At 75.3% G+C, this 24,796-nt stretch carries 4 protein-coding genes; 1 reads left to right on the top strand and 3 read right to left on the bottom strand.

The annotated features are described in order from the left end of the window. Positions 1-170: 170 nt before the first annotated feature. The 3 genes from ACIQG9_RS28020 to ACIQG9_RS28010 form a co-directional block, all read right to left on the bottom strand. Positions 171-21,512, bottom strand: coding sequence for an SDR family NAD(P)-dependent oxidoreductase (locus ACIQG9_RS28020; RefSeq protein ID WP_400408048.1), 21,342 nt, complete (start codon positions 21,510-21,512; stop codon positions 171-173). Positions 21,513-21,662: 150 nt separating this feature from the next. Beyond that, positions 21,663-21,899: a ferredoxin gene (locus ACIQG9_RS28015; RefSeq protein ID WP_400408046.1), complete on the bottom strand. Its 237-nt coding sequence runs from the start codon at positions 21,897-21,899 to the stop codon at positions 21,663-21,665. Beyond that, positions 21,896-23,083, bottom strand: coding sequence for a cytochrome P450 (locus tag ACIQG9_RS28010; RefSeq protein WP_400408044.1), 1,188 nt, complete (start codon positions 23,081-23,083; stop codon positions 21,896-21,898). Before ACIQG9_RS28010 ends, ACIQG9_RS28015 begins: the two co-directional genes overlap by 4 nt. Positions 23,084-23,438: 355 nt before the next feature. On the opposite strand from ACIQG9_RS28010, the gene ACIQG9_RS28005 reads away from it, so the two are divergent. Further along, positions 23,439-24,782 carry a KamA family radical SAM protein gene (locus ACIQG9_RS28005; protein WP_400408042.1) on the top strand — a complete coding sequence of 448 codons (1,344 nt, stop codon included), beginning with the start codon at positions 23,439-23,441 and terminating at the stop codon, positions 24,780-24,782. The last annotated feature ends 14 nt before the right edge of the window (positions 24,783-24,796 follow it).

The following is a 24,796-nucleotide window of genomic DNA, read 5'->3' as shown; positions in this document are numbered from 1 at the left end:
GTACGTCCACCCCGCCCCGGCCACTACCGTACGAGGTCGGGCAGTAACGCGATACGGTCATGGACCCACGCCGAAGGTGGACAAATACCCACCCGTCCACGGGGAGGAAGCCCGAGGTCCGCCGGCCGCCCGTGGGCGTCGACGGACCTCGGGTCCAGCGGACGGTGGGGTCAGTCCGACGCCTCCAGTTCGTCGTCGAGGATGTCGAACAGCTCGTCGGCGGAGACCGCCGCCAGGTCCCGGGCGACCGGCTCCACGCTGGCCGTTCCGTACGCCGTGTTCCACCGGGACATCAACGCCTGGAGCCGGACGGTGATCCGTCCCCGCTCCGCGTCGTCCGGCACGGTGCCGTCCATCAGCGCCTCCAGCCGGGCCAGCTCGGCCTCCAGCGACGGGGCGGCCGGCAGGTCACCGGCCAGCTCCGTCCGCACGAACCGGGCCACCGCCGCCGGGCTGGGGTGGTCGTAGATGAGCGTCGCCGACAGCCGCAGCCCGGTGGCCGCACCGAGGCTGTTGCGAAACTCCACCGCCGCCAGCGAGTCGAAACCCAGCTCCAGGAAGCCCTTGTCCACGTCGACGACGTGCGGACGGTCGTGGCCGAGCACCTCGGCCGCCCGACCCCGGACCAGCTCGGTGACCAGCCGGTCGGCCTCCTCCGGCGGCAGGCCGGCGAGCCGGTCGGCCAGCGACCGCTCCCCGGCCACCGCACCGGCCGCGCCGGCCACCACCCGACGCGCCGGGGCGCGGACCAGACCGCGCAGCAGCGGCGGCACCCCCTCGGACCGGGCCCGGATCGCGGCCAGGTCGAGGCGTACCGGCAGCGCCAGGGCGGGGGTGGGGTGGGTGGTCGCGTCGAACAGCGCCAGCGCGTCCACGGTGGACAGCGCGGTCACCCCGGACCGGGCCATCCGCCGGAGGTCCACCTCGCCCAGGTGGCCGGTCATCCCGCTGCCCGACTCGGCCCACAGGCCCCAGGCCAACGAGGTGCCGACCAGGCCATGCGCCCGGCGGTGCTGGGCGAGGGCGTCCAGGTAGGCGTTGGCCGCGGTGTAGTTGGCCTGGCCGGCACCGCCGAGCGTGGCCGCCGCCGAGGAGAACAGGACGAACCAGCGCAACGGCAGGTGCAGGGTGAGTTCGTGCAGGTGACGGGCGGCCTCCGCCTTGGGGGCCAGGACGGCCGCCAGCCGCTCGGGGGTCAGCGCGGGCAGCAGGCCGTCGTCGAGCACGCCGGCCGCGTGGATCACCCCGGTGAGCGGGTGCGCGGTGGGCACCCCGTCGAGCAGGGCCGCCACCGCCGACCGGTCGGCCAGGTCGCCGGCGGCCACGGTCACCTCCGCGCCGGCCGCCGCCAGCCGGGCGACCAGCTCGTCCACACCGGGCGCGGCCGGGCCACGCCGGCTGACCAGCAGCAGCCGCCGTACGCCATGCCGGGCCACGACGTGTTCGGCGACGAGCCGGCCCAGCCCACCGGTGCCGCCGGTGATCAGCACGGTGCCGTCGGGGTCCGGGCCGGCCGGCAGCTCGCCGGCGGGCACCGGCAGCGGCGCGAGCCGGGGTGCGAGCAGCCCGCCGGGGCGCACCGCGAGCTGCGGCTCGGCACCGGCGGCGAGCGCCGCGCGCAGCCCGGCCCGGTCCGCGCCGTCGACGTCGACCAGGACCAGCCGGCCCGGACTCTCCTCCTGGGCGGCCCGGACCAGGCCCCAGACGGTGGCGTCCACCGGCCGGGGCACGTCCTCACCGTCACCGGTGGCGACCGCACGGGTGGTCACCAGGGCCAGCCGGGCACCGGCGAACCGGTCGTCGGCGAGCCACCGCTGGACCAGGTCCAGCGCCCCGGTGGCGGCCGGCACGGTCGAGTCCGACGCCGCCCGCCAGGGCACCACGACGGTCTGCGGCGCGACACCGGTCCGCTCGACGTCCGCCGCGAGCGCGGCGAGGTCCGGGTGGCGGGGCACCCCGAGGCCGAGGTCGTCGCTGCCGAGGACCACCGTCCGGTCGGCCGGTCCGGCGTCCGGGGTCGGCACCGGAGTCCAGGTGACCTGGTACAGCGCGGGCCGGTGGGCGGTGGCCGCCGCGCCGAGCTGGTCGGCCGCGAGCGGCCGGACCGCCAGCGAGGCGACCGACGCCACCGGAACGCCGTCGGCGTCGGCCAGCTCGAAGGCGACCTCCTCCGGGCCGGTCCGGGTCAGCCGTACCCGCAGCGCCGCCGCGCCGGTGGCGTGCAGGGCGACGCCCCGCCAGGCGAACGGCACCTGGAGCCGGCCATCGTCGGGCTGGTCCGCCTCGGCCAGGTCGAGGGCGTGCAGCACCGCGTCGAACAGCGCCGGGTGCAGGCCGAACCGCCCGGCCGAGGACCGGGCGTCCTCGGGGAGCGCCACCTCGGCGTACACCTCGTCGCCACGCCGCCAGGCGGCCCGCAGCCCCTGGAACAGCGGGCCGTAGTGGTAGCCGGCGTCGGCGAGCCGGTCGTAGCGTCCGTCCAGGTCGACCGGGGTGGCGCCGGCCGGCGGCCAGGCGTCGCCGGCCGACGCGGCGGGGACGGTGGACGCCACCGGGGCCAGCACGCCGGTGGCATGCCGGGTCCACCCGTCGACGCCGTCCGCCGGGCGGGAGTGCACGGTGACCGGGCAGCGGCCGGTCCCGTCGGGTGCCCCGACCACCACCTGCAGGTCCACCCCGCCCCGGGCGGGGACGGTCAGCGGGGCCTCCAGGGTCAACTCCTCCACCAGGCCGCAGCCGACCTGGTCACCGGCGCGGACGGCCAGCTCGACGAAGGCCGTCCCGGGCAGCAGCACCGTCCCGGCGAGGGCGTGGTCGGCCAGCCACGGGTGGGTCCGCAGGGAGAGCCGGCCGGTCAGCACGGTGCCGTCCGCGCCGGCCAGCCCGACCACCGCGCCGAGCAGCGGGTGGGCGGCCGGGCGCTGGCCGAGGCCGGGCACGTCGCCGCCGCCGTCCGCCGCCGCGTCCAGCCAGAGCCGGCGACGCTGGAACGGGTACGTCGGCAGCTCGGTGACCCGGGCGCCGGTCGGTGCGAACCAGGCCCGCCAGTCCACCGGCACCCCCCGGGCGTGCAGGGTGGCCACGGCGGTGAGCAGGGTCGTCGCCTCGTCCCGGCCGGCACGCAGCACCGGCACCAGGGCGACCCCGTCGGCGCCGGCGACACAGTCCCGGGCCAGCGCGGTGAGCACCGCGTCCGGGCCGACCTCCAGGTACGTGGTGACGCCGGCCGCCGCCAGGGTGGTGATGCCGTCGCCGAACCGGACCGCCTCCCGGACGTGCCGCACCCAGTACCCGGGGTCGCGGATCTCGTCGGGGTCGGCGAGCCGGCCGGTCAGGTTGGACACCACCGGCACCCTCGGCGGGGCGAAGGTCAGGCCGGCGAGGATCTGGTGGAACTCGGCCAGCATCGGCTCCATGTGCGGCGAGTGGAACGCGTGGCTGACCCGCAGCCGCTTGGTCCGGCGGCCCCGGGCCCGCCAACCGTCGGCGATCGCGCCGACGGCGTCGTGGTCGCCGGAGATCACCACCGCGTGCGGCCCGTTGACCGCGGCGATGCCCAGCTCGGCCTCGCGGCCGGCCAGTTCCCGGCGTACCTCCGCCTCGGACGCCTCGACGGCCACCATCGCGCCGTCCTCGCGCATGCGCTGCATCAGCCGGCCCCGCGCGGTGACCAGGGTGGCGGCGTCGGGCAGCGACAGCACCCCGGCGACGTGCGCCGCGGCGACCTCGCCGATGGAGTGCCCGGCGACCAGGTCGGGCCGGATCTCCCACGAGTCGAGCAGGCGGAACAGCGCCACCTCGATGGCGAACAGCGCGCTCTGGCTGTAGACGGTCTGGTCGAGCAGGGCCGCGTCGGCGACGTCCGGCTCGGTGTACAGCACCTCGCGCAGCGGCCGGTCGAGCGTCGCGTCCAGGTACGCGCTGACCTCCGCGAACGCCTCGGCGAAGGCCGGGTACGCGGCGGCCAGCTCGCGGCCCATGCCGAGACGCTGGGCACCCTGACCGGTGAAGAGCATGGCCAGCTTGCCGGCGGTCGGCGTACCCCGGACCACCTCGGTGGCGTCGCCCCCCTGGGCCACCGCCCGCAGGGCGCGGACCGCGTCGTCTCCCGCGGCGGCGACCACCACGGCCCGGCGGTCCAGCGCCGCCCGGGTGGTGGCCAGCGAGTACGCCACGTCGAGGCTGGCTCCGGTGCCGGCGACCAAGTCGGCCTGGGCGCGCAGCGCCTCCTCCGAGCGGGCGGCGAGCAGCCACGGCAGGACGGGCGGGGCGACCGTCGCGTCGGGCTCGACCGGGGCGTCCTGCGCCGGGGGCGCCTGTTCGAGGATGACGTGGGCGTTGGTGCCGCTGATGCCGAACGACGACACCCCGGCCCGACGCGGCCGGTCCAGCGCCGGCCACCGCTGCGCCTCGGTGAGCAGCCGCACCGCCCCGGCCGACCAGTCGACCTGCGGGGACGGCTCGTCCACGTGCAGCGTCCGGGGCAGCACCCCGTTACGCATCGCCAGCACCATCTTGATCACCCCGGCGACGCCGGCCGCGCCCTGGGTGTGCCCGATGTTCGACTTGACCGAACCGAGCCACAGCGGCCGGTCCTCCGGCCGCCCCTGCCCGTACGTGGCCAGCAGCGCCTGCGCCTCGATCGGGTCACCCAGGGTGGTGCCGGTGCCGTGCGCCTCGACCAGGTCCACCTGGTCGGGGGTGACGTTCGCGGCGGACAGGGCCTGCCGGATCACCCGCTGCTGGGACGGACCGTTCGGGGCGGTCAGCCCGTTGGACGCGCCGTCCTGGTTGATCGCCGAACCGCGTACCACCGCCAGCACGTGGTGGCCGTGCCGCTCGGCGTCGGAGAGCCGTTCCAGCAACAGCATGCCGACACCCTCGGACATCGCCGTGCCGTCCGCGCCGGCCGCGAAGGACCTGCACCGGCCGCCGGCGGCCAGCCCACGCTGCAGGCTGAACTCGATGAAGGTGGCCGGGGTGGACATCACCGTCACGCCACCCGCCAGCGCCAGCGAGCACTCCCCCGACCGCAGCGCCTGCACCGCCAGGTGGATGGCGACCAGCGACGACGAGCAGGCGGTGTCGACGCTGACCGCCGGCCCCTCCAGACCCAGGGTGTACGAGATCCGGCCGGACGCGACGCTCGACATGCTGCCGTTGCTCAGGTAGCCGGCCACCTCGTCCGGGACGGACGGCAGCCGGCTGCCGTAGTCGTGGTACATCACGCCGGTGAAGACGCCGGTCGGGCTGCCCTTGAGCGAGGTCGGGTCGATGCCCGCCCGCTCCAGCGCCTCCCACGAGCTTTCCAGCAGCAGCCGCTGCTGCGGGTCCATCGCGATCGCCTCCCGGGGGCTGATCCCGAAGAAGTCCGGGTCGAAGTCGGCCGCGTCGTAGAGGAAACCGCCCTCCAGCGAGTACGTCCGGCCAGGCTTGCCGGGCTCCGGGTCGTAGAGGTGGTCGAGGTCCCAGCCCCGGTCGGTGGGGAACGGCGAGATGGCGTCCGCCCCGTCGACCAGGAGCTGCCACAGCTCCTCGGGGCTGCGTACGCCGCCGGGGAAGCGGCAGCTCATCGCGACGATCGCGACGGGTTCGTCGGCCACCGGGCGGGGTGCGTCGGCCGGCCGGACGTCGACCGGGCTGCCGACGATGGTGTGGTGCAGGTGGTCGGCGAGCGCGCCGGGGTTCGGGTAGTCGAAGACCAGGGTGGCGGGCAGCCGCAGCCCGGTGGCGGTGTTGAGCCGGTTGCGCAGCTCGACGGCGGCGAGCGAGTCGAAGCCGAGTTCCTTGAACGCCCGGGCCGGTTCGACGGCGGTGCCGCTGTCGTGGCCGAGGACCGCCGCGACGTTGGCCCGGACCAGGTCGAGCAGCATCCGGTGCTGGTCGTCCGCGCCGAGGGTGGCGAGCTGCCGGTGGAGTCCGGGGCCGGTGGCCGGGGCGGCCCCGGCGCCGGCCGCCCGGCGGGCGGGCAGCCGGACCAGACCCCGGAACAGCGCCGGCATCTGCGGGCCCTGGGCACGCAGCGCGGCGGTGTCCAGCCGGATCGGCACCAGCACCGGCTCGGCGCTGGCGACCGCCGCGTCGAGCAGGGCCAAGCCCTGGTCGGAGCTGATCCCGAGGACACCCGAGCGGGCCATCCGGGCCACGTCCGCCTGCCCGAGGTGCGCGGTCATCCCGCTGCGCTGCTCCCAGAAGCCCCAGGCCAGCGAGACCGCCGGTAGCCCGAGGGCCCGCCGGTGCCCGGCGAGGGCGTCGAGGAAGACGTTCGCGGCGGCGTAGTTGGCCTGCCCGGCCCCGTCGATGACCCCGGCGGCGGAGGAGAACAGCACGAACGCGGTGAGGTCCCGGTCGCGGGTCAGCTCGTGCAGGTGCCACGCCGGGGTGGCCTTGGCCCGCCACACCGCGTCGAGCTGCGCCGGGGTCAGGGTGGCGAGCAGCCCGTCGTCGAGGACGCCGGTGGTGTGCACGACCGCAGTCAGCGTGGGGATGCCGTCCAGCAGGGCGGCGACGGCGTCCCGGTCGGCCATGTCACAGGCGACGATCTCGACGGTCGCGCCGAGGACGGTCAGCTCGTCGATCAGGTCGGCCGCACCCGGGGCGGCGAGCCCCCGCCGGGAGGTCAGCACCAGATCACGTACCCCGTGCCCGGTGACCAGGTGCCGGGCCACCAACGCACCCAGCACACCCGTGCCACCGGTCACCAGCACGGTGCCGTCGGCCCGCCACACCGCACCGGTGCCGGCGGACCGGGCCAGCCGCGGCACCCGTACCTGCCCGTCCCGCAGCGACAGCTCGGGCTCGCCGGTGCCCACCGCCGCCAGGATCTCCTCCACCGGAGTCTCCGGATCAGCATCCACCAGCACGAACTGGCCCGGGTTCTCCGCCTGGGCGGCCCGGACCAGACCCCAGACCGGGGCGTGGGCGAGGTCGGTGCCGCCGTCGACGGCGCCGTCGGTGACCACCACCAGCCGGGCGGCGGCCTGCGCCGGGTCGGCCAGCCAGGACTGGAGCAGGGCGAGGGTCTGCGCCGCCGCCGTCCGGGCGGCGGTGGCCGGGTCGGTGTCGTCGCCGGCCGGGGTGAGCGGGGCGAGCACGACGTCGGGGACGCCGAGACCGATCCCTTCGAGGTAGCCCCACGACTCGGTGGCGGTGCCGGTGGGGACGGTCGTCCAGTCGATCCGGTAGAGGTCACCGTCGGTCGGGGCGGCGGCGGTGAGCTGGACCGGACGGGAGACCAGGGCACCGACGACGGCCACCGGGGCCCCGTCGGGGTCGGCGAGGTGCAGGGTGGCGGCCTCCGGCCCGGCGGCGGTGACCCGGACCCGCAGGGCGGTCGCGCCGGTGGCGTGCAGGGTGACGTCGGTCCACGCGAACGGCAGGTACGGCGGCCGACCGGCCGGCACCGGCGCACCGATACCCACCGCCTGGAGGGCAGCATCCAACAACGCCGGGTGCAGACCGAACCGGGCCGCGTCCGCGTGCGCCTCCTCCGGCAGGGCCACCTCGGCGTACACCACGTCACCGGCCCGCCACGCCGCCTGCACACCCTGGAACACCGGGCCGTACTCGTAGCCCTGGGCCACCAGGTCGTCGTACAGACCGGCGGTCGGCACCGGCACCGCCCCCGGCGGCGGCCAGGCCGTCAGCGCGAACGCGGGGTCGGTGGCGTCGGCGGAGAGGGTGCCGGTGCCGTGCCGGGTCCAGCTCTCGGTGTGCTCCGGCCGGGAGTGCACCGTGACCGCGCGCCGGCCGGCGTCGTCGGCAGCGCCCAGCAGGAGCTGCACCTGGACGGCGCCGCGCTCGGGCAGCAGCAGCGGGGCGTGCAGGGTCAGCTCGTCGAGGTGGCCGAGGCCGGCGTGGTCACCGGCGTGCAGCACCAGCTCGACGAAGCCCGCACCGGGCAGCAGCACCGTGCCGTTGACGGCGTGGTCGGCCAGCCACGGATGGGTGTCCAGGGAGATCCGCCCGGTGAGGAGCACCTCACCCGACTCGGCCATCGACACGGCCGCACCCCACAGCGGGTGGCCGGCGGAACCGAGCCCGGCGGAGGCCAGGTCGGCGGTGCTGCCGGTGGCGTTGATCCAGTACCGGCGGCGCTGGAACGGGTAGGTGGGTAGCGGCACCTCGCCGCGTGGACGCGCCGGCAGCACCGCCGACCAGTCCACCGCGACACCCCGAGTGAACGCCTCACCCAGCGAGGTCAGCCACCGTCGCAGCCCACCCTCGCCCCGACGCAGCGACCCGACGGCGGCGACCTCGACGCCCGCGTCGGCGGCGGTCTCCTCGATACCCATGGTCAGTACCGGGTGGGCGCTGCACTCCAGGAACACCCGCATCCCGGCGGCGAGCAGGGCGCGGGTGGTCTCCTCGAAGCGGACGGTCTGCCGCAGGTTGGCGTACCAGTAGGCGGCGTCGAGGCCGGTGGTGTCCCGCACCTCGCCGGTGACGGTGGAGTAGAACGGCACGGTCGAGGCACGGGGGGTGAGCCCGGCGAGCACGTCGAGCAGGCGCTGTTCGATCAGCTCGACCTGGGCGGAGTGCGAGGCGTAGTCCACGTTGACCCGCTTGGCCCGGACGCCCTCGGCGGTGAGGGTGGCGACCAGGTCGTCGACCGCGTCGGGGTCGCCGGAGACGACGACGGAGGAGGTGCCGTTGACGGTGGCCACGGAGATCCGCCCGGCGTAACCGGTCAGCCGCTCGGCCGCCGCCCGCTCGGGCAGGCCGACCGAGGCCATCGCGCCCCGGCCCGCCAGATCCTCCGCGATCGCCAGACTCCGCAGCGCCACCACCGCCGCGCCGTCACGCAACGACAGCCCACCCGCCACCACGGCAGCGGCGATCTCGCCCTGCGAGTGACCGATCACCGCGTCCGGCTCGACCCCGAACGAGCGCCACAACCCGGCCAGCGACACCATCACCGCCCACAGCACGGGCTGCACCACATCCACCCGGTCGACCGACGGCGTGCCCTCCGCGCCCCGCAGCACCTCGGTCAGCCGCCACGGCACGAACTCCGACAACGCCGTGCCACACTCGTTGATCCGCTCGGCGAACACCGGCGACGAGTCCAGCAACTCCACCGCCATGCCCAGCCACTGCGAACCCTGCCCCGGGAAGACGAAGACGGTGCCGCCCTGGAGCACGCCGGGGGCGGTGCCCGTCTCGGCGAAGGCGCGCGCTCCGGCGACGAAGCCGGCCCGGTCGCCGACCAGCACCGTCCGCCGGTCCAGCAGCGCCCGCCCGGTCGCCAGCGCGTACGCGAGGTCACCCGGCCGGGCGGTGCCGCCCTCGGCGACGGCGGCCACCCGCCCGGCCTGCTCCCGCAGCGCCTGGTCGGTACGGGCCGACAGCACCCACGGCAGGATCGCCGGCTCGGAGCTGTCCGTCGGCGGCTCCTCGACCGGGGGCGCCTGTTCGAGGATGACGTGGGCGTTGGTGCCGCTGATGCCGAACGACGAGACCCCCGCCCGGCGGGGCCGGTCCACCGCCGGCCACCGCTGCGGCTCGGTGAGTAGCCGCACGTCGCCGGCCGACCAGTCGACCTGCGGCGACGGCTCGGTCACATGCAGCGTGCGCGGCAACAGGTCGTTGCGCATCGCCAGCACCATCTTGATCACACCAGCCACACCCGCCGCACCCTGGGTGTGGCCGATGTTCGACTTGATCGACCCGAGCCAGAGCGGCCGGTCCTCGGGACGGTCCTGCCCGTAGGCGGCGAGCAGCGCCTGCGCCTCGATCGGGTCACCGAGGGAGGTGCCGGTGCCGTGCGCCTCGACCACGTCCACCTCGGTCGCGGGGATGCCACCGGCCGCCGCGAGGGCCTGCCGGATCACCCGCTGCTGCGACGGACCGTTCGGAGCCGTCAACCCGTTCGACGCGCCGTCCTGGTTGATCGCCGAACCGCGTACCACGGCGAGCACGTGGTGGCCGTGACGTTCGGCGTCGGAGAGGCGTTCCAGCAGCAGCATGCCGATGCCCTCGGACATCACGGTGCCGTCGGCGCCGGCCGCGAAGGACTTGACCCGGCTGTCGGCGGCGAGGCCACGCTGGAGGCTGAACTCGACGAAGGTGTCCGGGGCGGACATCACGGTGACGCCACCGGCCAGGGCGAGGGAGCACTCCCCCGCCCGCAGGGCCTGGACCGCCAGGTGGATCGCCACCAACGACGACGAGCACGCCGTGTCGACGCTGACCGCCGGCCCCTCCAACCCCAGGGTGTACGAGATGCGACCCGAGGCCACGCTGGCCATGCTGCCGTTGCCCAGGTAACCCACCAGGTCCTCGGGGACCTCCGGCAACCGGCTGGCGTAGTCGTGGTACATCACCCCGGCGAAGACGCCGGTGGGGCTGCCGCGCAGCGAGGTGGGGTCGATGCCGGCCCGCTCCAGCGCCTCCCACGAGGTCTCCAGCAGCAGCCGCTGCTGCGGGTCCATCGCGATCGCCTCGCGGGGGCTGATGCCGAAGAAGTCCGGGTCGAAGTCGGCCGCGTCGTAGAGGAAACCGGCCTCCATCGCGTACGTCTTGCCGGGCTTTCCGGGCTCCGGGTCGTAGAGATTGTCGAGGTCCCAGCCCCGGTCGGTGGGGAACGGGGCGATGGCGTCGACGCCCTCGACGAGAAGCTGCCACAGCTCCTCGGGGCTGCGTACGCCGCCGGGGAAGCGGCAGCTCATCGCGACGATCGCGACGGGCTCGTCGTCGGCGATCACAGTGGTGACGGTGGCGGCGGCCGGGGTGGCCGCGCCGAGCAGCCGGGTGTGCAGGTGGTCGGCGAGCGCGGCGGGGTTCGGGTAGTCGAAGACCAGGCTGGCCGGCAGCCGCAGCCCGGTGGCGGTGTTGAGCCGGTTGCGCAGCTCCACGGCGGCCAGCGAGTCGAAGCCGATTTCCCGGAACGCCCGGGCGGGTTCCACGGTGGCGGGGCTGTCGTGGCCGAGGACCGCGGCCACGTCGGCCCGGACCAGGTCGAGCAGCAGGCGCCGCTGCTCGGCGTCGGTCAGCCCGGTCAGTCGCCGGTGCAGCGCCGACCCGCCGACCGGCGTCCGGCCCGCCTCGGCGGCCCGGCGGGCCGGGAGCCGGACCAGGCCCCGGAACAGCGCCGACATCTGCTGGCCCTGAGCGCGCAGCGCGGCGGTGTCCAGCCGGATCGGCACGAACGTCGGCCCGCCGGTGGCGACCGCCGCGTCCAGCAACGCCAGACCCTGCTCGCTGCTGATGGGCAGGATGCCGGAGCGGGCCATCCGCGCCAGGTCGGCCTCGCCGAGGTGGGCGGTCATCCCGCCGCGCTCCTCCCACAGCCCCCACGCCAGCGAGGTCGCCGCGAGGCCGAGCCCGCGCCGATGCTCGGCCAGGGCGTCGAGGAACACGTTCGCCGCGGCGTAGTTGCCCTGCCCGGAGCCGTCCACCACCCCGGCGGCCGAGGAGAAGAGCACGAACGCCGACAGGTCCCGGTCCCGGGTCAACTCGTGCAGGTGCCAGGCGGGAGTGGCCTTCGCCCGCCACACGCCGTCGAGCTGTGCCGCGGTGAGCGAGGTCACCAGCCCGTCGTCGAGGACACCGGTGGTGTGCACCACCGCCGCCAACCCGGCAATCCCGTCCACCAGGGCGGCGACGGCGTCCCGGTCGGCCAGGTCGGCCGCGACCACCTCGACGGCGGCACCGAGACCAGCCAGCTCCTCGCGCAACTCCACGGCGCCCGGCGCAGCCGGCCCGCGCCGGGAGACCAACACCAGGTCGCGGACCCCGTGCGCGGCGACCAGGTGCCGGGCGACCAGCACGCCCAGCGCGCCCGTGCCGCCGGTCACCAGGACCGTGCCCGCCGCCCGCCACCCGGTGTCGCCGGTGGCGGCGCGGGCCAGCCGCGGCGCCCGTACCTGCCCGTCGCGCAACGACAGCTCCGGCTCACCGGTGCCGACCGCCGCGACGATGTCCTCCACCGGAGTCTGCGGGGCGGCGTCGACCAGCACGAACTGGCCGGGGTTCTCCATCTGCGCGGCCCGGACCAGACCCCAGACCGGAGCCTGGACCAGGTCGGTGACCCGGTCGGCCGCACCACTGGTCAGCACCACCAACCGGGACTCCGCCGACCGGGGGTCGGCCAGCCAGCGTTGGAGCAGCCCGAGCGCCGCCGCGGCGACGGCCCGCGCCGCCGACTCGACGTCGACGGCCGAGCCGTCGGCGACAGCCCCGTCCGGGGTGACCGACGGGCCGCCGGCATCCGGGCTGGTGAGGCGGGTGAGGACCAGCTCCGGCACGTCGTCGGCGAGGTCTTCCAGGTACGCCCAGGAGGTGGTCGGGGCGGCGGCCACCGGCACGGGGGTCCAGTCGACGCGGTAGAGGTTGCCGTCGGTGGCGGCCACGGCGGCGAGCTGCACCGGCCGGGACACCAACGCACCGACCTCGGCCACCGGCGCACCCGTCGGATCGGCCAGGTGCAGGGCCACCGACTCCGCACCCGCCGGCGTGACCCGCACCCGCAGCGCGGTCGCACCGGCGGCGTGCAGCGTCACGTCCGTCCAGGCGAACGGCACCGACGGCGGCCGGTCCGCCGGCACCTCCTCGCCGATTCCCACCGCGTGCAGCGCCGCGTCCAGCAGCGCCGGGTGCAGACCGAACCGGGCCGCGTCGGCGTGCGCCTCCGACGGCAACGACACCTCCGCGTACACCACCTCGCCGGCCCGCCACGCGGCCTGCACGCCCTGGAACACCGGACCGTACTCGTACCCCTGCGCCACCAGATCGTCGTAGAGCCCGGCCACCGGCACCGGCACCGCGCCCGGCGGCGGCCAGGCGGTCAGGTCGAACGTGGGCTCGGCCGGCGAATCGGCGAGCACGGCGGTGGCGTGCCGGGTCCACGGCAGGTCCGGGTCGGCGTGCTCGGGACGGGAGTGCACGCTGACGGTACGGCGGTGCGACTCGTCGGCGGGCGTCATCAGCAGTTGGACCTGCATCGCGCCGCCGCCGGGCAGCAGCAGCGGGGCGTGCAGGGTCAGCTCTTCGAGGTGCCCGAGGCCCACGTGGTCACCGGCGTGCAGCACCAGTTCGACGAAGCCGGTGCCGGGCAGCAGCACCGTGCCGGAGACGGCGTGGTCGGCCAGCCACGGGTGGGTGTCCACGGAGAACCGGCCGGTGAACAGCACCTCACCGGACTCGGCCATCGACACCGATGCGCCCCACAGCGGGTGAACCGCCGCCCCGAGGCCCACCGACGCCGCGTCGGTCGCCGCGTTGGTCGCGTTGATCCAGTAGCGGCGGCGCTGGAAGGGGTAGGTCGGCAGCTCGGTGGGGTGGGCGCCGGTGGGCGCGAACCAGGCCCGCCAGTCCACCGCCACACCCCGGGTGTGCAGGGTCGCCAGGGCGGTCAGCAGGGTCGTCGGCTCGTCCCGGCCGGCACGCAGCACCGGAACCAGAGCCACCGCGTCCTCGTCGGTCACGCAGTCACGGCCCATCGCCGTCAGCACCGCGTCCGGGCCGACCTCCAGGAACGTGGTGACCCCCGCCGCCTGGAGCGCGGCCACCCCGTCACCGAACCGCACCGCCTCCCGGACGTGGCGCACCCAGTAACCCGGGTCCCGCAACTCCTCCGGACCCGCCACCGCACCGGTCACGTTGGACACCACCGGCACCTGGGGCCGCTCGAACACCAGACCGGCGAGGACCTCGTGGAACTGCGCCAGCATCGGCTCCATGTGCGGCGAGTGGAACGCGTGACTCACCCGCAAACGCTTCGTCCGCCGCCCCTGACTCCGCAGGCCCGCCGCGACGGACTCCACCGCCTCCGCGTCACCGGAGACGACCACCGCGCGGGGACCGTTCACCGCCGCGACACCCACCCGCGCCTCGATACCGGTCAGCGCCGCACGCACCTCCGCCTCGGACGCCTCGACGGCGACCATCGCGCCGTCCTCCCGCATCGACTGCATCAACCGGCCACGCGCCGTCACCAGGGTCGCCGCATCGGCCAACGACAACACCCCGGCCACGTGGGCCGCCGTCACCTCACCGATCGAATGACCGGCGACCATGTCGGGCCGGACCCCCCACGACTCCAACAGCCGGAACAACGCCACCTCGATGGCGAACAAGGCCGCCTGGCTGTAGACCGTCTGATCCAACAACGCCGCGTCAGCGACATCGGACTCCGTGTACAGCACCTCCCGCAGCGGCCGGTCGAGCTTGGCGTCCACCTCCGCGCACACCTGCGCGAACGCCTCCGCGAACGCCGGATACGCCGCCGCCAGCTCACGGCCCATACCCAACCGCTGCGCGCCCTGGCCGGTGAACAGCACCGCCAACTTCCCGGCCGACGGCGACCCGTACACCACGTCGGCCGAGTCGGCCCCCGCCGCCACACACCGCAGGGCACGTACCGCGTCCTCGCCGGCCGCGGCCACCACCACCGCCCGACGCTCCAGCGCCGCCCGCGTCGTCGCCAGCGAGAACGCCACGTCCAGACCGGCCCCGGCATCCGCCACCAGGCCGGCCTGCGCCCGCAGCGCCTCCACCGACCGCGCGGACAGCAACCACGGCAACACCGCCGGGGCGACGGCCGCGGTGCCCTCGGCCGGCGGGGGCTCCTCCACCGGGGGCGCCTGTTCGAGGATCACGTGCGCGTTGGTGCCGCTGATGCCGAACGACGACACCCCCGCCCGGCGTGGCCGGTCCAGCGTGGGCCACCGCTGCGCCTCGTTGAGCAGCCGTACCTCCCCGGCCGACCAGTCGATCTGCGGCGACGGCTCGTCGGCGTGCAGGGTGCGGGGCAACAGGTCGTTGCGCATCGCCAACACCATCTTGATCACCCCGGCCACACCCGCCGCACCCTGCGTGTGCCCGATGTTCGACTTGATCGACCCGAGCCAGAGCGGACGCTCGCCCGGCCGGCCCTGGCCGTAGGTGGCGAGCAGCGCCTGCGCCTCGATCGGGTCACCGAGCGCGGTGCCGGTGCCGTGCGCCTCGACCGCGTCCACCTCGGTGGCCGGGATGCCACCGGCGGAGGCGAGGGCCTGCCGGATCACCCGCTGCTGGGACGGGCCGTTCGGGGCGGTCAACCCGTTCGACGCGCCATCCTGGTTCGTCGCCGAACCCCGGATCACCGCGAGCACCTGATGGCCGTTGGCCCGGGCGTCGGAGAGCCGCTCCAGCAGCAACATGCCCGCGCCCTCACCCCAGCCGGTGCCGTCGGCTCCGGCGGCGAAGGACTTCGACCGGCCGTCCCTGGCCAGGCCACGCTGAAGGCTGAAGTCGAGGAAGGTGTCCGGGGTGGACATCACGGTGACGCCGCCGGCCAGCGCCAGGGAGCACTCGCCGGCCCGCAGGGCCTGCACGGCCAGGTGGATCGCCACCAGCGACGACGAGCACGCCGTGTCGATCGACACCGCCGGCCCCTCCAACCCCAGGGTGTAGGCCACCCGGCCGGAGACGATGCTGGCGAGGCTGCCGTTACCCAGGTAGCCGGCCAGATCGTCGGGCACCTGGTGCAGCCGCAGCGCGTAGTCGTGGTACATGACGCCGGCGAAGACGCCGGTCGGGCTGCCCTTGAGCGAGGTCGGGTCGATCCCGGCCCGCTCCAGCACCTCCCACGAGGTTTCCAGCATCAGCCGCTGCTGCGGGTCCATCGCCACCGCCTCGCGGGGGCTGATCCCGAAGAAGTCCGCGTCGAAGTCGGCCGCGTCGTAGAGGAAACCGCCCTCCATCGAGTACGTCCGGCCGGGCTTGCCGGGCTCCGGGTCGTACATGCCGACCAGGTCCCAGCCCCGGTCGGCGGGGAACGGGGAGACCGCGTCGACCCCGCCCTCCAGCAGCTCCCAGAGCTGCTCCGGGGTGGCCACCCCGCCGGGGAAGCGGCAGCTCATCGAGACGATCGCGATCGGTTCCTGGGTGAAGGAGGCCGGCGCGAGCTCCGGCGTCGCCACGTCCGCGCCGGTGCCCAGCACGGTGGAGACCACGAACTCGGCCAGCGCCGCCGGGGTCGGGTAGTCGAACGCCAGGGTCGCCGGCAGCCGCAGCCCGGTGGCCGCCTTCAGCCGGTTGCGCAGCTCGACCGCGGCCAGCGAGTCGAAGCCCAGCTCGTTGAAGGCCCGGCGCGGCTCGATCGCGTCCGCGCTGTCGTGCCCGAGCACGGCGGCGACGTGCTCGCGGACCAGGTCGAGGGTGAACCGGTCCCGCTCGGCCGGGCCGAGCGCGGCGAACTGCCGGGTCAGCCCCTGCGTGGCGTCCGCCGGGCCGGCCGCCTGGGCGCTGCGCCGCGCCGGCAGCGGCACCAGGCCCCGCAGCAGCGCCGGTACGCCGTCCGGGCGGGCGCGCAGCGCGGCCAGGTCGACCCGGATCGGGGCGAGCACCGGCTCGTCGACGCCGAGCGCCGCGTCGAGCAGGGCCAGGTTCTCCGCCGGGGTCAGCCCGGGCATGCCGGAGCGGTCGATGCGGTGCAGCGCGGCGGCGTCCAGCTTGCCGCCCATGCCACTGTCGCCGGTCCACAGACCCCAGGTCAACGCGACGGCGGGTCGGCCGGCGGCCCGGCGGGCGGTGGCGAGCGCGTTCAGGGTGGCGTTCGCGGCGGCGTAGTTGCCCTGGCCGGCGCAGTCGAGCAGGCTGGCCAGCGACGAGAAGAGCACGAACGCGGTCAGCTCGGCGTCGCGGGTCAGCGCGTCGAGGTTGACCGCGCCGTCCAGCTTGGCCTTCAGCACGGCGTCGAGCCGGTCCGGGGTGAGCGAGCCGATCACCCCGTCGTCGACGATGCCGGCGGCGTGCACCACCGCCCGCAGCGGCCGGTCGGCCGGAACGGCGGCGAGCAGCGCGGCCAGCGCGTCGGCGTCGGCGGCGTCGCAGGCGGCCACCTCGACGGTGACACCGGCCGCCTCCAGCTCCGCGCGCAGCTCCGCCACGCCGGCCGCCGCCGGGCCGCTGCGGCTGGTCAACAGCAGGTGGCGTACGCCGTGGTTGCCGGCCAGGTGCCGGGCCACGTGCGCGCCCAGCCCGCCGGTGCCGCCGGTGACCAGCACCGTGCCGTCGGTTGGCCAGCCGGTGCCGGCGATGTCACCTCCGGTCGGGTCGGTGCCGCTCGGGTCGGTGCCGGTCGGGGCAGGGGCGGCGGTGCTGGTGGCGACCCGGGCCAGTCGGGGGACGCTGGTCACGCCGTCGCGCAGCCGTAGCTCCGGCTCGCCGGTGGCCAGGGCGGCGGCCAGCAGCGGGGTCGGGGCGTCGTCGAGCCGGACGGTGACGAACCGGTCCGGGTTCTCCGTCTGCGCGGCCCGGACCAGGCCCCACACCGCCTCGGTGGCGAGGTCGTCGACCCGGCTGACGAAGACCAGCCGGGTGCCGGCCAGCCGGGCGTCGGCCAGCCAGGTCTGGAGGATGTCCAGCGCGTCGGTGGTGGCGGCCCGGACGTCCCCGGCCGCGACCCCGACGAACGCCCACTCGGGGGCGGTGGCGCCGGCGTCGATCGCCGCGCCGAGGGCGGCCGGGTCGGCGTGCCGGGTGGCCGCGCCGATCCGCTCGGCGCCGAGCACCGCCCAGCGCGGGGTGCCCGACGGCGCGGGCCGCTGGCCCAGTGTGGTCCACTCCAGCCGGAACAGCCGCTCGTGGTAGCCGCCCCGGGCGGCGGTGAGCTGGGCGGTGGACACCGGCCGGGAGACGAACGAGCGTACCGAGGCGACCGGTGCGCCGGTGGCGTCGGCGAGGGTCACCGACACGCTGTCCCCGGCGGCCGGGGCGATGCGTACCCGCACCTCGGCCGCGCCCGCGGCGTGCAGGGTGACGTCGTTCCAGGCGAACGGGATGCGCACCTCGTCGTCGGCGGGCTCGCCCCGGCGGGCCGCGTCGATGGCGTGCAGGGCGGCGTCCAGCACCGCCGGGTGCAGGCCGAAGCGGGCCGCGTCGGCGCGGCTGTCGGCGGGGAGCGCGACCTCGGCGTACACCTCGGAGCCCCGCCGCCAGACGGCCTTGAGGCCCTGGAAGACCGGGCCGTAGCCGTAGCCCTGGCCGGCCAGCTCGGGGTAGATGTCGGTCAGGTCGACGGGCTGGGCGTCCCGGGGCGGCCACTGGGTGAGCGGCTGCCCGGCGTCGGCGGCCTCCGGGGCGAGGAAACCGCTGACGTGCCGGGTCCAGAGCTGGCCGTCCGGCTCGTCGGGGCGGGAGTAGACGGCCACCGGGCAGCGTCCCGCCGGGTCGGCGGCGCCGACGACCACCTGGAGGGCGACGCCGCGCTCGTCGAGCGCCAGCGGGGCCTCCAGGGTCAACTCCTCCACCGTGGCGCAGCCGACCTGGTCACCGGCGCGGACCGCCAGCTCGACGAAGGCGGTGCCGGGCAGCAGCGCCACCCCGGAGATGGTGTGGTCGGCCAGCCACGGGTGGCTGCGCAGCGACACCCGGCCGGTGAGCACCACCCCGTCGCCGCCGGCCAGGCCGACGACCGCGCCGACCAGCGGGTGGCCGGCGGCGAGCTGACCGAAGCCGGTCGCGTCGGCGCTGCCACCACCGGCGGCCATCCAGAACCGGCGGCGCTGGAAGGCGTACGTGGGCAGGGCGACCCGGCGGGCTCCCCGCGCGGCGAAGTACGCCGCCCAGTCGACCGGCACGCCGCGCACATGGGCGCGGGCGACGGCGGAGACCACCTCGGTCTCCTCGTCGTGGTCGGCGCGCAGCAGCGGGGCGAAGACCGCGTCGTCGTCCTCGGTGAGGCAGGCCGGACCCATCGCGGAGAGCACCCCGGCCGGCCCGAGTTCGAGGAAGGTGGTGACCCCCTCGTCGGCCATCGACCGGACCGCGTCGGCGAACCGGACGCTGTCGCGGACGTGCCGCACCCAGTACTCGGGGTCGCACAGCTCGCCGGAGAGCACCGGCCGGCCGGTCACCGTGGACACCATCGGGATGGTCGGCGGCCGGTAGGCGAGCACGTGGGCGAGCCGGCCGAACTCGGCGAGCATCGGCGCCATCAGCGGCGAGTGGAAGGCGTGGCTGACCTTCAGCCGCTTCGTCTTGTGCCCGGCGGCGGCCAGCGCGGCGGCGACCTCCAGCACGGCGTCCTCGTCGCCGGAGACCACCAGCGAGGTCGGGCCGTTCACCGCCGCCACACCCACCTCTGCCTCGCGGCCGGCGAGCAGCGGACGCACCTGCTCCTCGGTGGCCTGCACCGAGATCATCGCGCCCCCGGTGGGGAGCTGCTGCATGAGCCGCCCCCGGGCGGCGACCAGGAGCGCCGCGTCCTCCAGGGAGAGCACCCCGGCGACGTGGGCGGCGGCCAGCTCGCCGATCGAGTGCCCGGCGAGCAGGTCGGGGCGTACCCCCCAGGATTCCAGCAGCCGGAACTGGGCGACCTCGATGGCGAACAGGGCGCACTGGGTGTAGGCGGTCTGGTGCAGCAGCGCCGCCTCGGCGGTGCCGGGCTCGGCGAAGAGCACGTCGGCCAGCGGCACGTCCAGTTGCAGGTCCAGCCAGCCGCAGGCGTCGTCGAACGCGGCGGCGTAGACCGGGTAGTTGCGGTACAGCTCACGGCCCGCGCCGAGGCGCTGGCTGCCCTGCCCGGTGAAGAGGAACCCGAGCCCACCGCCGGTGGCCTGGCCCAGGTGCACGCCGGGCACACTGCCGCCGTCGGCGAGGGCGGCCAGGTCGCGCAGGGCCGCCGCCCGGTCCCGGGCCACCAGTACCGCCCGGTGCTCCAGCGCCGTACGGGTGGTCGCCAGCGAGTACGCGACGTCGAGCAGTTCCGGGGCGTCCCCGCCGGTGTCCACGGCGGCGAGCAGCGCGGCGGCCTGGCCACGCAGCGCCGCCTCGCTGCGGGCGGAGAGCACCACCGGCAGCACCTCGCTGGGCAACTGCGGCACGTCGGGGACGGCCTCGTCGCCGACCGCCGGGGGTTCCTCGACGATGACGTGCGCGTTGGTGCCGCTGACCCCGAACGAGGAGACCCCGGCCCGGCGCGGCCGGCCCGGGTCGGCCCACTCGCGGGCCTCGGTGAGCAGCGCGACGGTGCCGGCGGACCAGTCGACGTTGGGGGTGGGCGCGTCGACGTGCAGGGTACGCGGCAGCACCCGGTGCCGCATCGCCATCAGCACCTTGATCACCCCGGCGACACCGGCGGCGGCCTGCGAGTGACCGATGTTCGACTTGAGCGAGCCGAGCCAGAGCGGCCGGTCGGCGGGGCGTTCCCGGCCGTACGTGGCGATGATCGCCTGGGCCTCGATCGGGTCGCCGAGCCGGGTGCCGGTGCCGTGCGCCTCGACCAGGTCCACGTCGGTGGGGGCCAGGCCGGCCGACGCCAGCGCCTGCAGGATCACCCGCTGCTGGGACGGCCCGTTCGGGGCGGTCAGCCCGTTGGACGCGCCGTCCTGGTTGATCGCCGACCCGCGGATCACGCCGAGCACCTGGTGCCCGTTGCGGTGGGCGTCGCTGAGCCGTTCCAGCACCAGGATGCCGACGCCCTCGGCCCAGCCGGTGCCGTCGGCGGCGGCGGCGAACGGCTTGCACAGCCCGTCCGGGGCGAGACCGCGCTGCCGGCTGAACGCGGTGAACGCGCCCGGGTGCACCATCACCGCGACGCCACCGGCCAGCGCGGTGCTGCACTCCCCGCGCTGCACCGCCTGGCAGGCCAGGTGCAGGGCGACCAGCGAACCCGAGCAGGCGGTGTCCACGGTCAGGGTCGGGCCCTCGAAGCCGAAGGTGTAGGCGAGCCGGCCGGACACCACGCTCGGCGCGTTGCCGGTGAGCAGGTAGCCGTCCAGGCCCTCGGGGGCCTCGTGCAGCCGGGGGCCGTACTCCTGGGGTTCGGCGCCGATGAAGACGCCGGTCTGGCTGCCGCGCAGCGACGCCGTGTCGATGCCGGCGTCCTCCAGCGCCTCCCAGGCGGTCTCCAGCACCAGCCGCTGCTGCGGGTCCATCGTCATCGCCTCGCGCGGGCTGATGCCGAAGAAGTCCGCGTCGAACTCGGCCGCGCCCTCCAGGAACCCGCCCTGGCGGACGTAGGTCTTGCCGGGTTTGCCCGGGTCGGGGTCGAAGAGGCCGTCGACGTCCCAGCCCCGGTCGGTCGGGAAGTCGGAGATGACGTGCCGGCCCTCGGCGACCAGCCGCCACAGCTCGTCGGCGGAGGTGCTGTGGCCGGGGTAGCGGCAGCCGATGCCGACCACCGCGATCGGCTCGTCGTCGGCGGCGGGGCGGCGCAGCGGCGCGACGGCCGGCGCGGGCGCGGCGTCACCGCCGAGCAGGCCCCGCAGCAGCCGGCCGACGGCCTGCGGGGTGGGGTGGTCGAAGACCAGGGTGACCGGCAGGTCCAGGCCGGTGGCGGCGGTGAGCCGGCGGTGCAGCTCTACCGCGGCGAGCGAGTCGAAGCCCAGGTCGCGGAACGGCCGACCGGGCTCGACGGCGTCCGGGCCGTCCGGCAGCACGGTCCGCAGCACGTCGCGGGCCTGCTCCCGGACCAGGGCGGTGAGCGCCCGGTCCTGCTCGTCGGCCGTGCGGCCGTCCAGCCGCCGCCGCAGTGCCGACAGCGCGTCGGGCTCGGCGCCGGTGGGGTTCACGGACTCGCTCATGGCACGCTCCACTAGGTCTCCGGGTGCGACACCCGGGGTGTGTCGGCTTCGGTGCCCGGTCACGGCGAGGCCGCCGCGCCCGGTAGGGGGGACCGGTCGCGGCGGCCTCGCCCGTGACCGGCAGGGCTCACCGGTCGGGGCGGTGGTCGTTCACTCCTCGGGCGCGAGCAGCGCGCCGGAGGCGGCGTCGCGCACCGTGATCGCGGACATCGGGCACATGTCGGCGGCGTCGATGACCGCCTCGTCGGGCGCGGTCTGCGGGGCCAGCGCGGACGCCTTGCCGTCGCGGATCTCGATCTGGCGGGGCGCCGCGCCGGCACAGACCCCGGTGCCGATGCAGGCGTCCCGGTCGACGGTGACCGTCCAGCGGGTGTCCACCGTGGTCACCACGCCACCAGCAGCCGGTTCGGGCCCCGGACCAGCAGGCCGGACTTCCACGACACGCCCTCGTCGCCCTGGGCCAGGCGCAGCTCCGGGAAGCGGTCCAGCACGGTGTGCAGGGCCACCTGCAGCTCCATCCGGGCCAACTGCGCGCCGAGGCAGTGGTGCGGGCCGTGGCCGAACGCGACGTGCGGGTTCTGCTCCCGGGTGAAGTCGAAGCTCTCCGGGTTGTCGAAGACCTCCGGGTCGCGGTTGGCGCCGGGCAGGGACACCAGCACCGGCTCGCCGGCGCGCACGGTGATCCCGCTCAGCTCGACGTCCTCCACCGCGTAGCGGGGGAACATCGCGGCCGGGTTGAGCGGGATCATCCGCAGCAGCTCCTCGACGGCCGCCGGCACCAGGCTCCGGTCGGCGCGGAGCTGCGCCATCAGCTCCGGGTGGGTGAGCAGCGCGTAGACGAAGTTGGGGATGTGCGTGGACACCGTCTCCACGCCGGTGAGCAGCAGCCCGACCCCGGCGATGGAGAGCAGTTCCTGCTCGGTCAGCCGGTCACCCTCGTCCCGGGCCTTGACCAGCGCGCCGAGCAGGTCGTCGGTGGGCTGCTCACGGCGCTGCGCGACCAGGTTGCCCATGTAGCCGAAGAGCTGTTCGACGTAGACCATGAGCTGCTCGCTGGTGCTGGTCAGGCCCTCGGTCCAGATCCGGAACTGGGCGCGGTCCTCGAACGGCACGCCGAGCAGCTCGCAGATCACGGTGATCGGGTACGGCAGCGCGAACAGCTCGACCAGGTCACCCGGGGCGCCCTTGGCGATCATCTCGTCGACGTACTCGTTGGCGATCCGCTGGGCGCCCTCGCGCATCTCGTTGACCCGGCGGGCGGTCAGCGCCTTGCCGGCCAGCTTGCGCAGCCGGGTGTGGTCCGGCGGGTCGAGGCCGATGATGCCCTCGTAGGTCATCTCCTCGCGGAGGCGGGGCTGGTCCTTGCCCTGCGCGGCGGCCCGGCTGAAGCGCGGGTCGGTGAGCACGGTCTTGACGTCCTCGTACCGGGTGGCCAGCCAGCACACCTCGCCGTACGGCAACTGCACCCGGGCCAGCGGCTCGGTGCTGCGCAGCAACCCGTAGGTGGGGTCGATGTCGATCCCGGGTGACTCACTGAACGGGTATTTGCGAATCTCCTGATCGATGGTCACGGGGCACTCCCTCAGGTCGCACCGGGCGCACGCGTACGGCGCTGGCGTCGATGTCTCTTCGGCCGCTCGGTGCGGTACGGCGCATCCGGGCGACACGCCGGGCACCGGCCGGACCAGGCGAGGGATACGTAATCAGGAAAGGAAATCCACCTACACCCCCGCGAGGCCCCTACCTTCCCCCTACCGGATTCGGTAAGGGCGGCTCTGGGGTGCCGCTAGGGGTCCGGGCGGACGGCCCGCCACTAGCCTCGTGTCGAGGCAACGCGCTGTTGACCGTCGAGCGATTCTCGCGGGCGCGCACCGGTGATTGAGTCACGCCACGTCGGTGGGCGCAACCCCCCATGGAGGATGGTTGATGTCCCTGCTCGTTTCCACGACCGCCGAACCGGGGCGGTTCCACTCCTTCGGTCCGCACCACATCGACGAACTGGGGGCCCGGTACGGATTGTCGGCCGACAATCTGCACGCGGTCCGCACCATTTCCCAGGTGCTGCCGTTCCGGGTGAACGAGTACGTCCTGTCGCACCTGATCGACTGGGACCGGATCCCCGACGACCCGATCTTCCGGCTGGTGTTCCCGCAGCGCGGCATGCTCGCCGCGGCCGACGAACGGCTCCTCGGCGACCTGCTGCGCGCCGGCGACCGCAAGCGGCTGCGCGCGGAGGTGGCCCGGATCCGGGCCGGGCTCAACCCGCACCCGTCCGGGCAGCAGCAGCACAACGTGCCGCACCTGGACGGCCAGGAGCTGCCGGGCATGCAGCACAAGTACCGGGAGACGGTGCTGTACTTCCCGCAGCAGGGGCAGACCTGCCACGCCTACTGCACCTACTGCTTCCGCTGGGCACAGTTCGTCGGCGACGCCGACCTGCGGTTCGCCGCGCCCGGCCCGGACCAGTTGGTGACGTACCTGCACCGGCACCCGGCGGTGACCGACGTGCTGGTCACCGGCGGCGACCCGATGATCATGTCGACGGAGCGGCTGCGCGGCCACGTGGAGCCGCTGCTGCGGGTGGACACCGTACGCACCATCCGGTTCGGCACCAAGGCGGTCGCCTACTGGCCGTACCGGTTCGTCTCCGACAGCGACGCCGACGACCTGCTGCGGCTCTTCGCGCAGGTGGTCGCCTCCGGTCGCAACGTCGCGGTGATGGCGCACTTCAGCCACCCGCGTGAGCTGGCCACCGAGGTCGCCACCCGGGCCATCGCCCGGATCCGGTCCACCGGGGCGGTGGTCTACTGCCAGGCTCCGCTGATCCGGTACGTCAACGACGACGCCCGCGCCTGGAGCGACATGTGGCGGGCCGAGCTGGCCGTCGGCGCGGTGCCGTACTACATGTTCGTCGAGCGGGACACCGGGCCCCGGGACTACTTCCAGGTGCCGCTGACCCGGGCGGCCGACATCTTCCGGGCCGCGTACCAGGACCTGCCCGGCCTGGCCCGGACGGTGCGCGGGCCGGTCATGTCGGCCACCCCCGGCAAGGTCCTCGTCGACGGCGTCGAGCGGACCCCGCAGGGTGACTTCTTCCAGCTCCGGCTGATCCAGGCCCGCGACCGGCGGCTGGTCGGCCGGCCGTTCCGGGCCCGCTGGTCGGCGGACGCGGCGTGGCTCAGCGACCTGGAACTCGACCCGGCCGCGCCCGCGGACATCCTGGCCGCGGTCGGCCCCAGCGCGGCCCGGCACACGGCCGTCCCCGCCTGACCCGAACCCACCCG

The sequence above is a fragment of the Micromonospora sp. NPDC092111 genome, assembly GCF_044755745.1.
Taxonomy (GTDB): domain Bacteria; phylum Actinomycetota; class Actinomycetes; order Mycobacteriales; family Micromonosporaceae; genus Micromonospora.
This window is presented reverse-complemented; position numbering and strand designations above follow the sequence as displayed.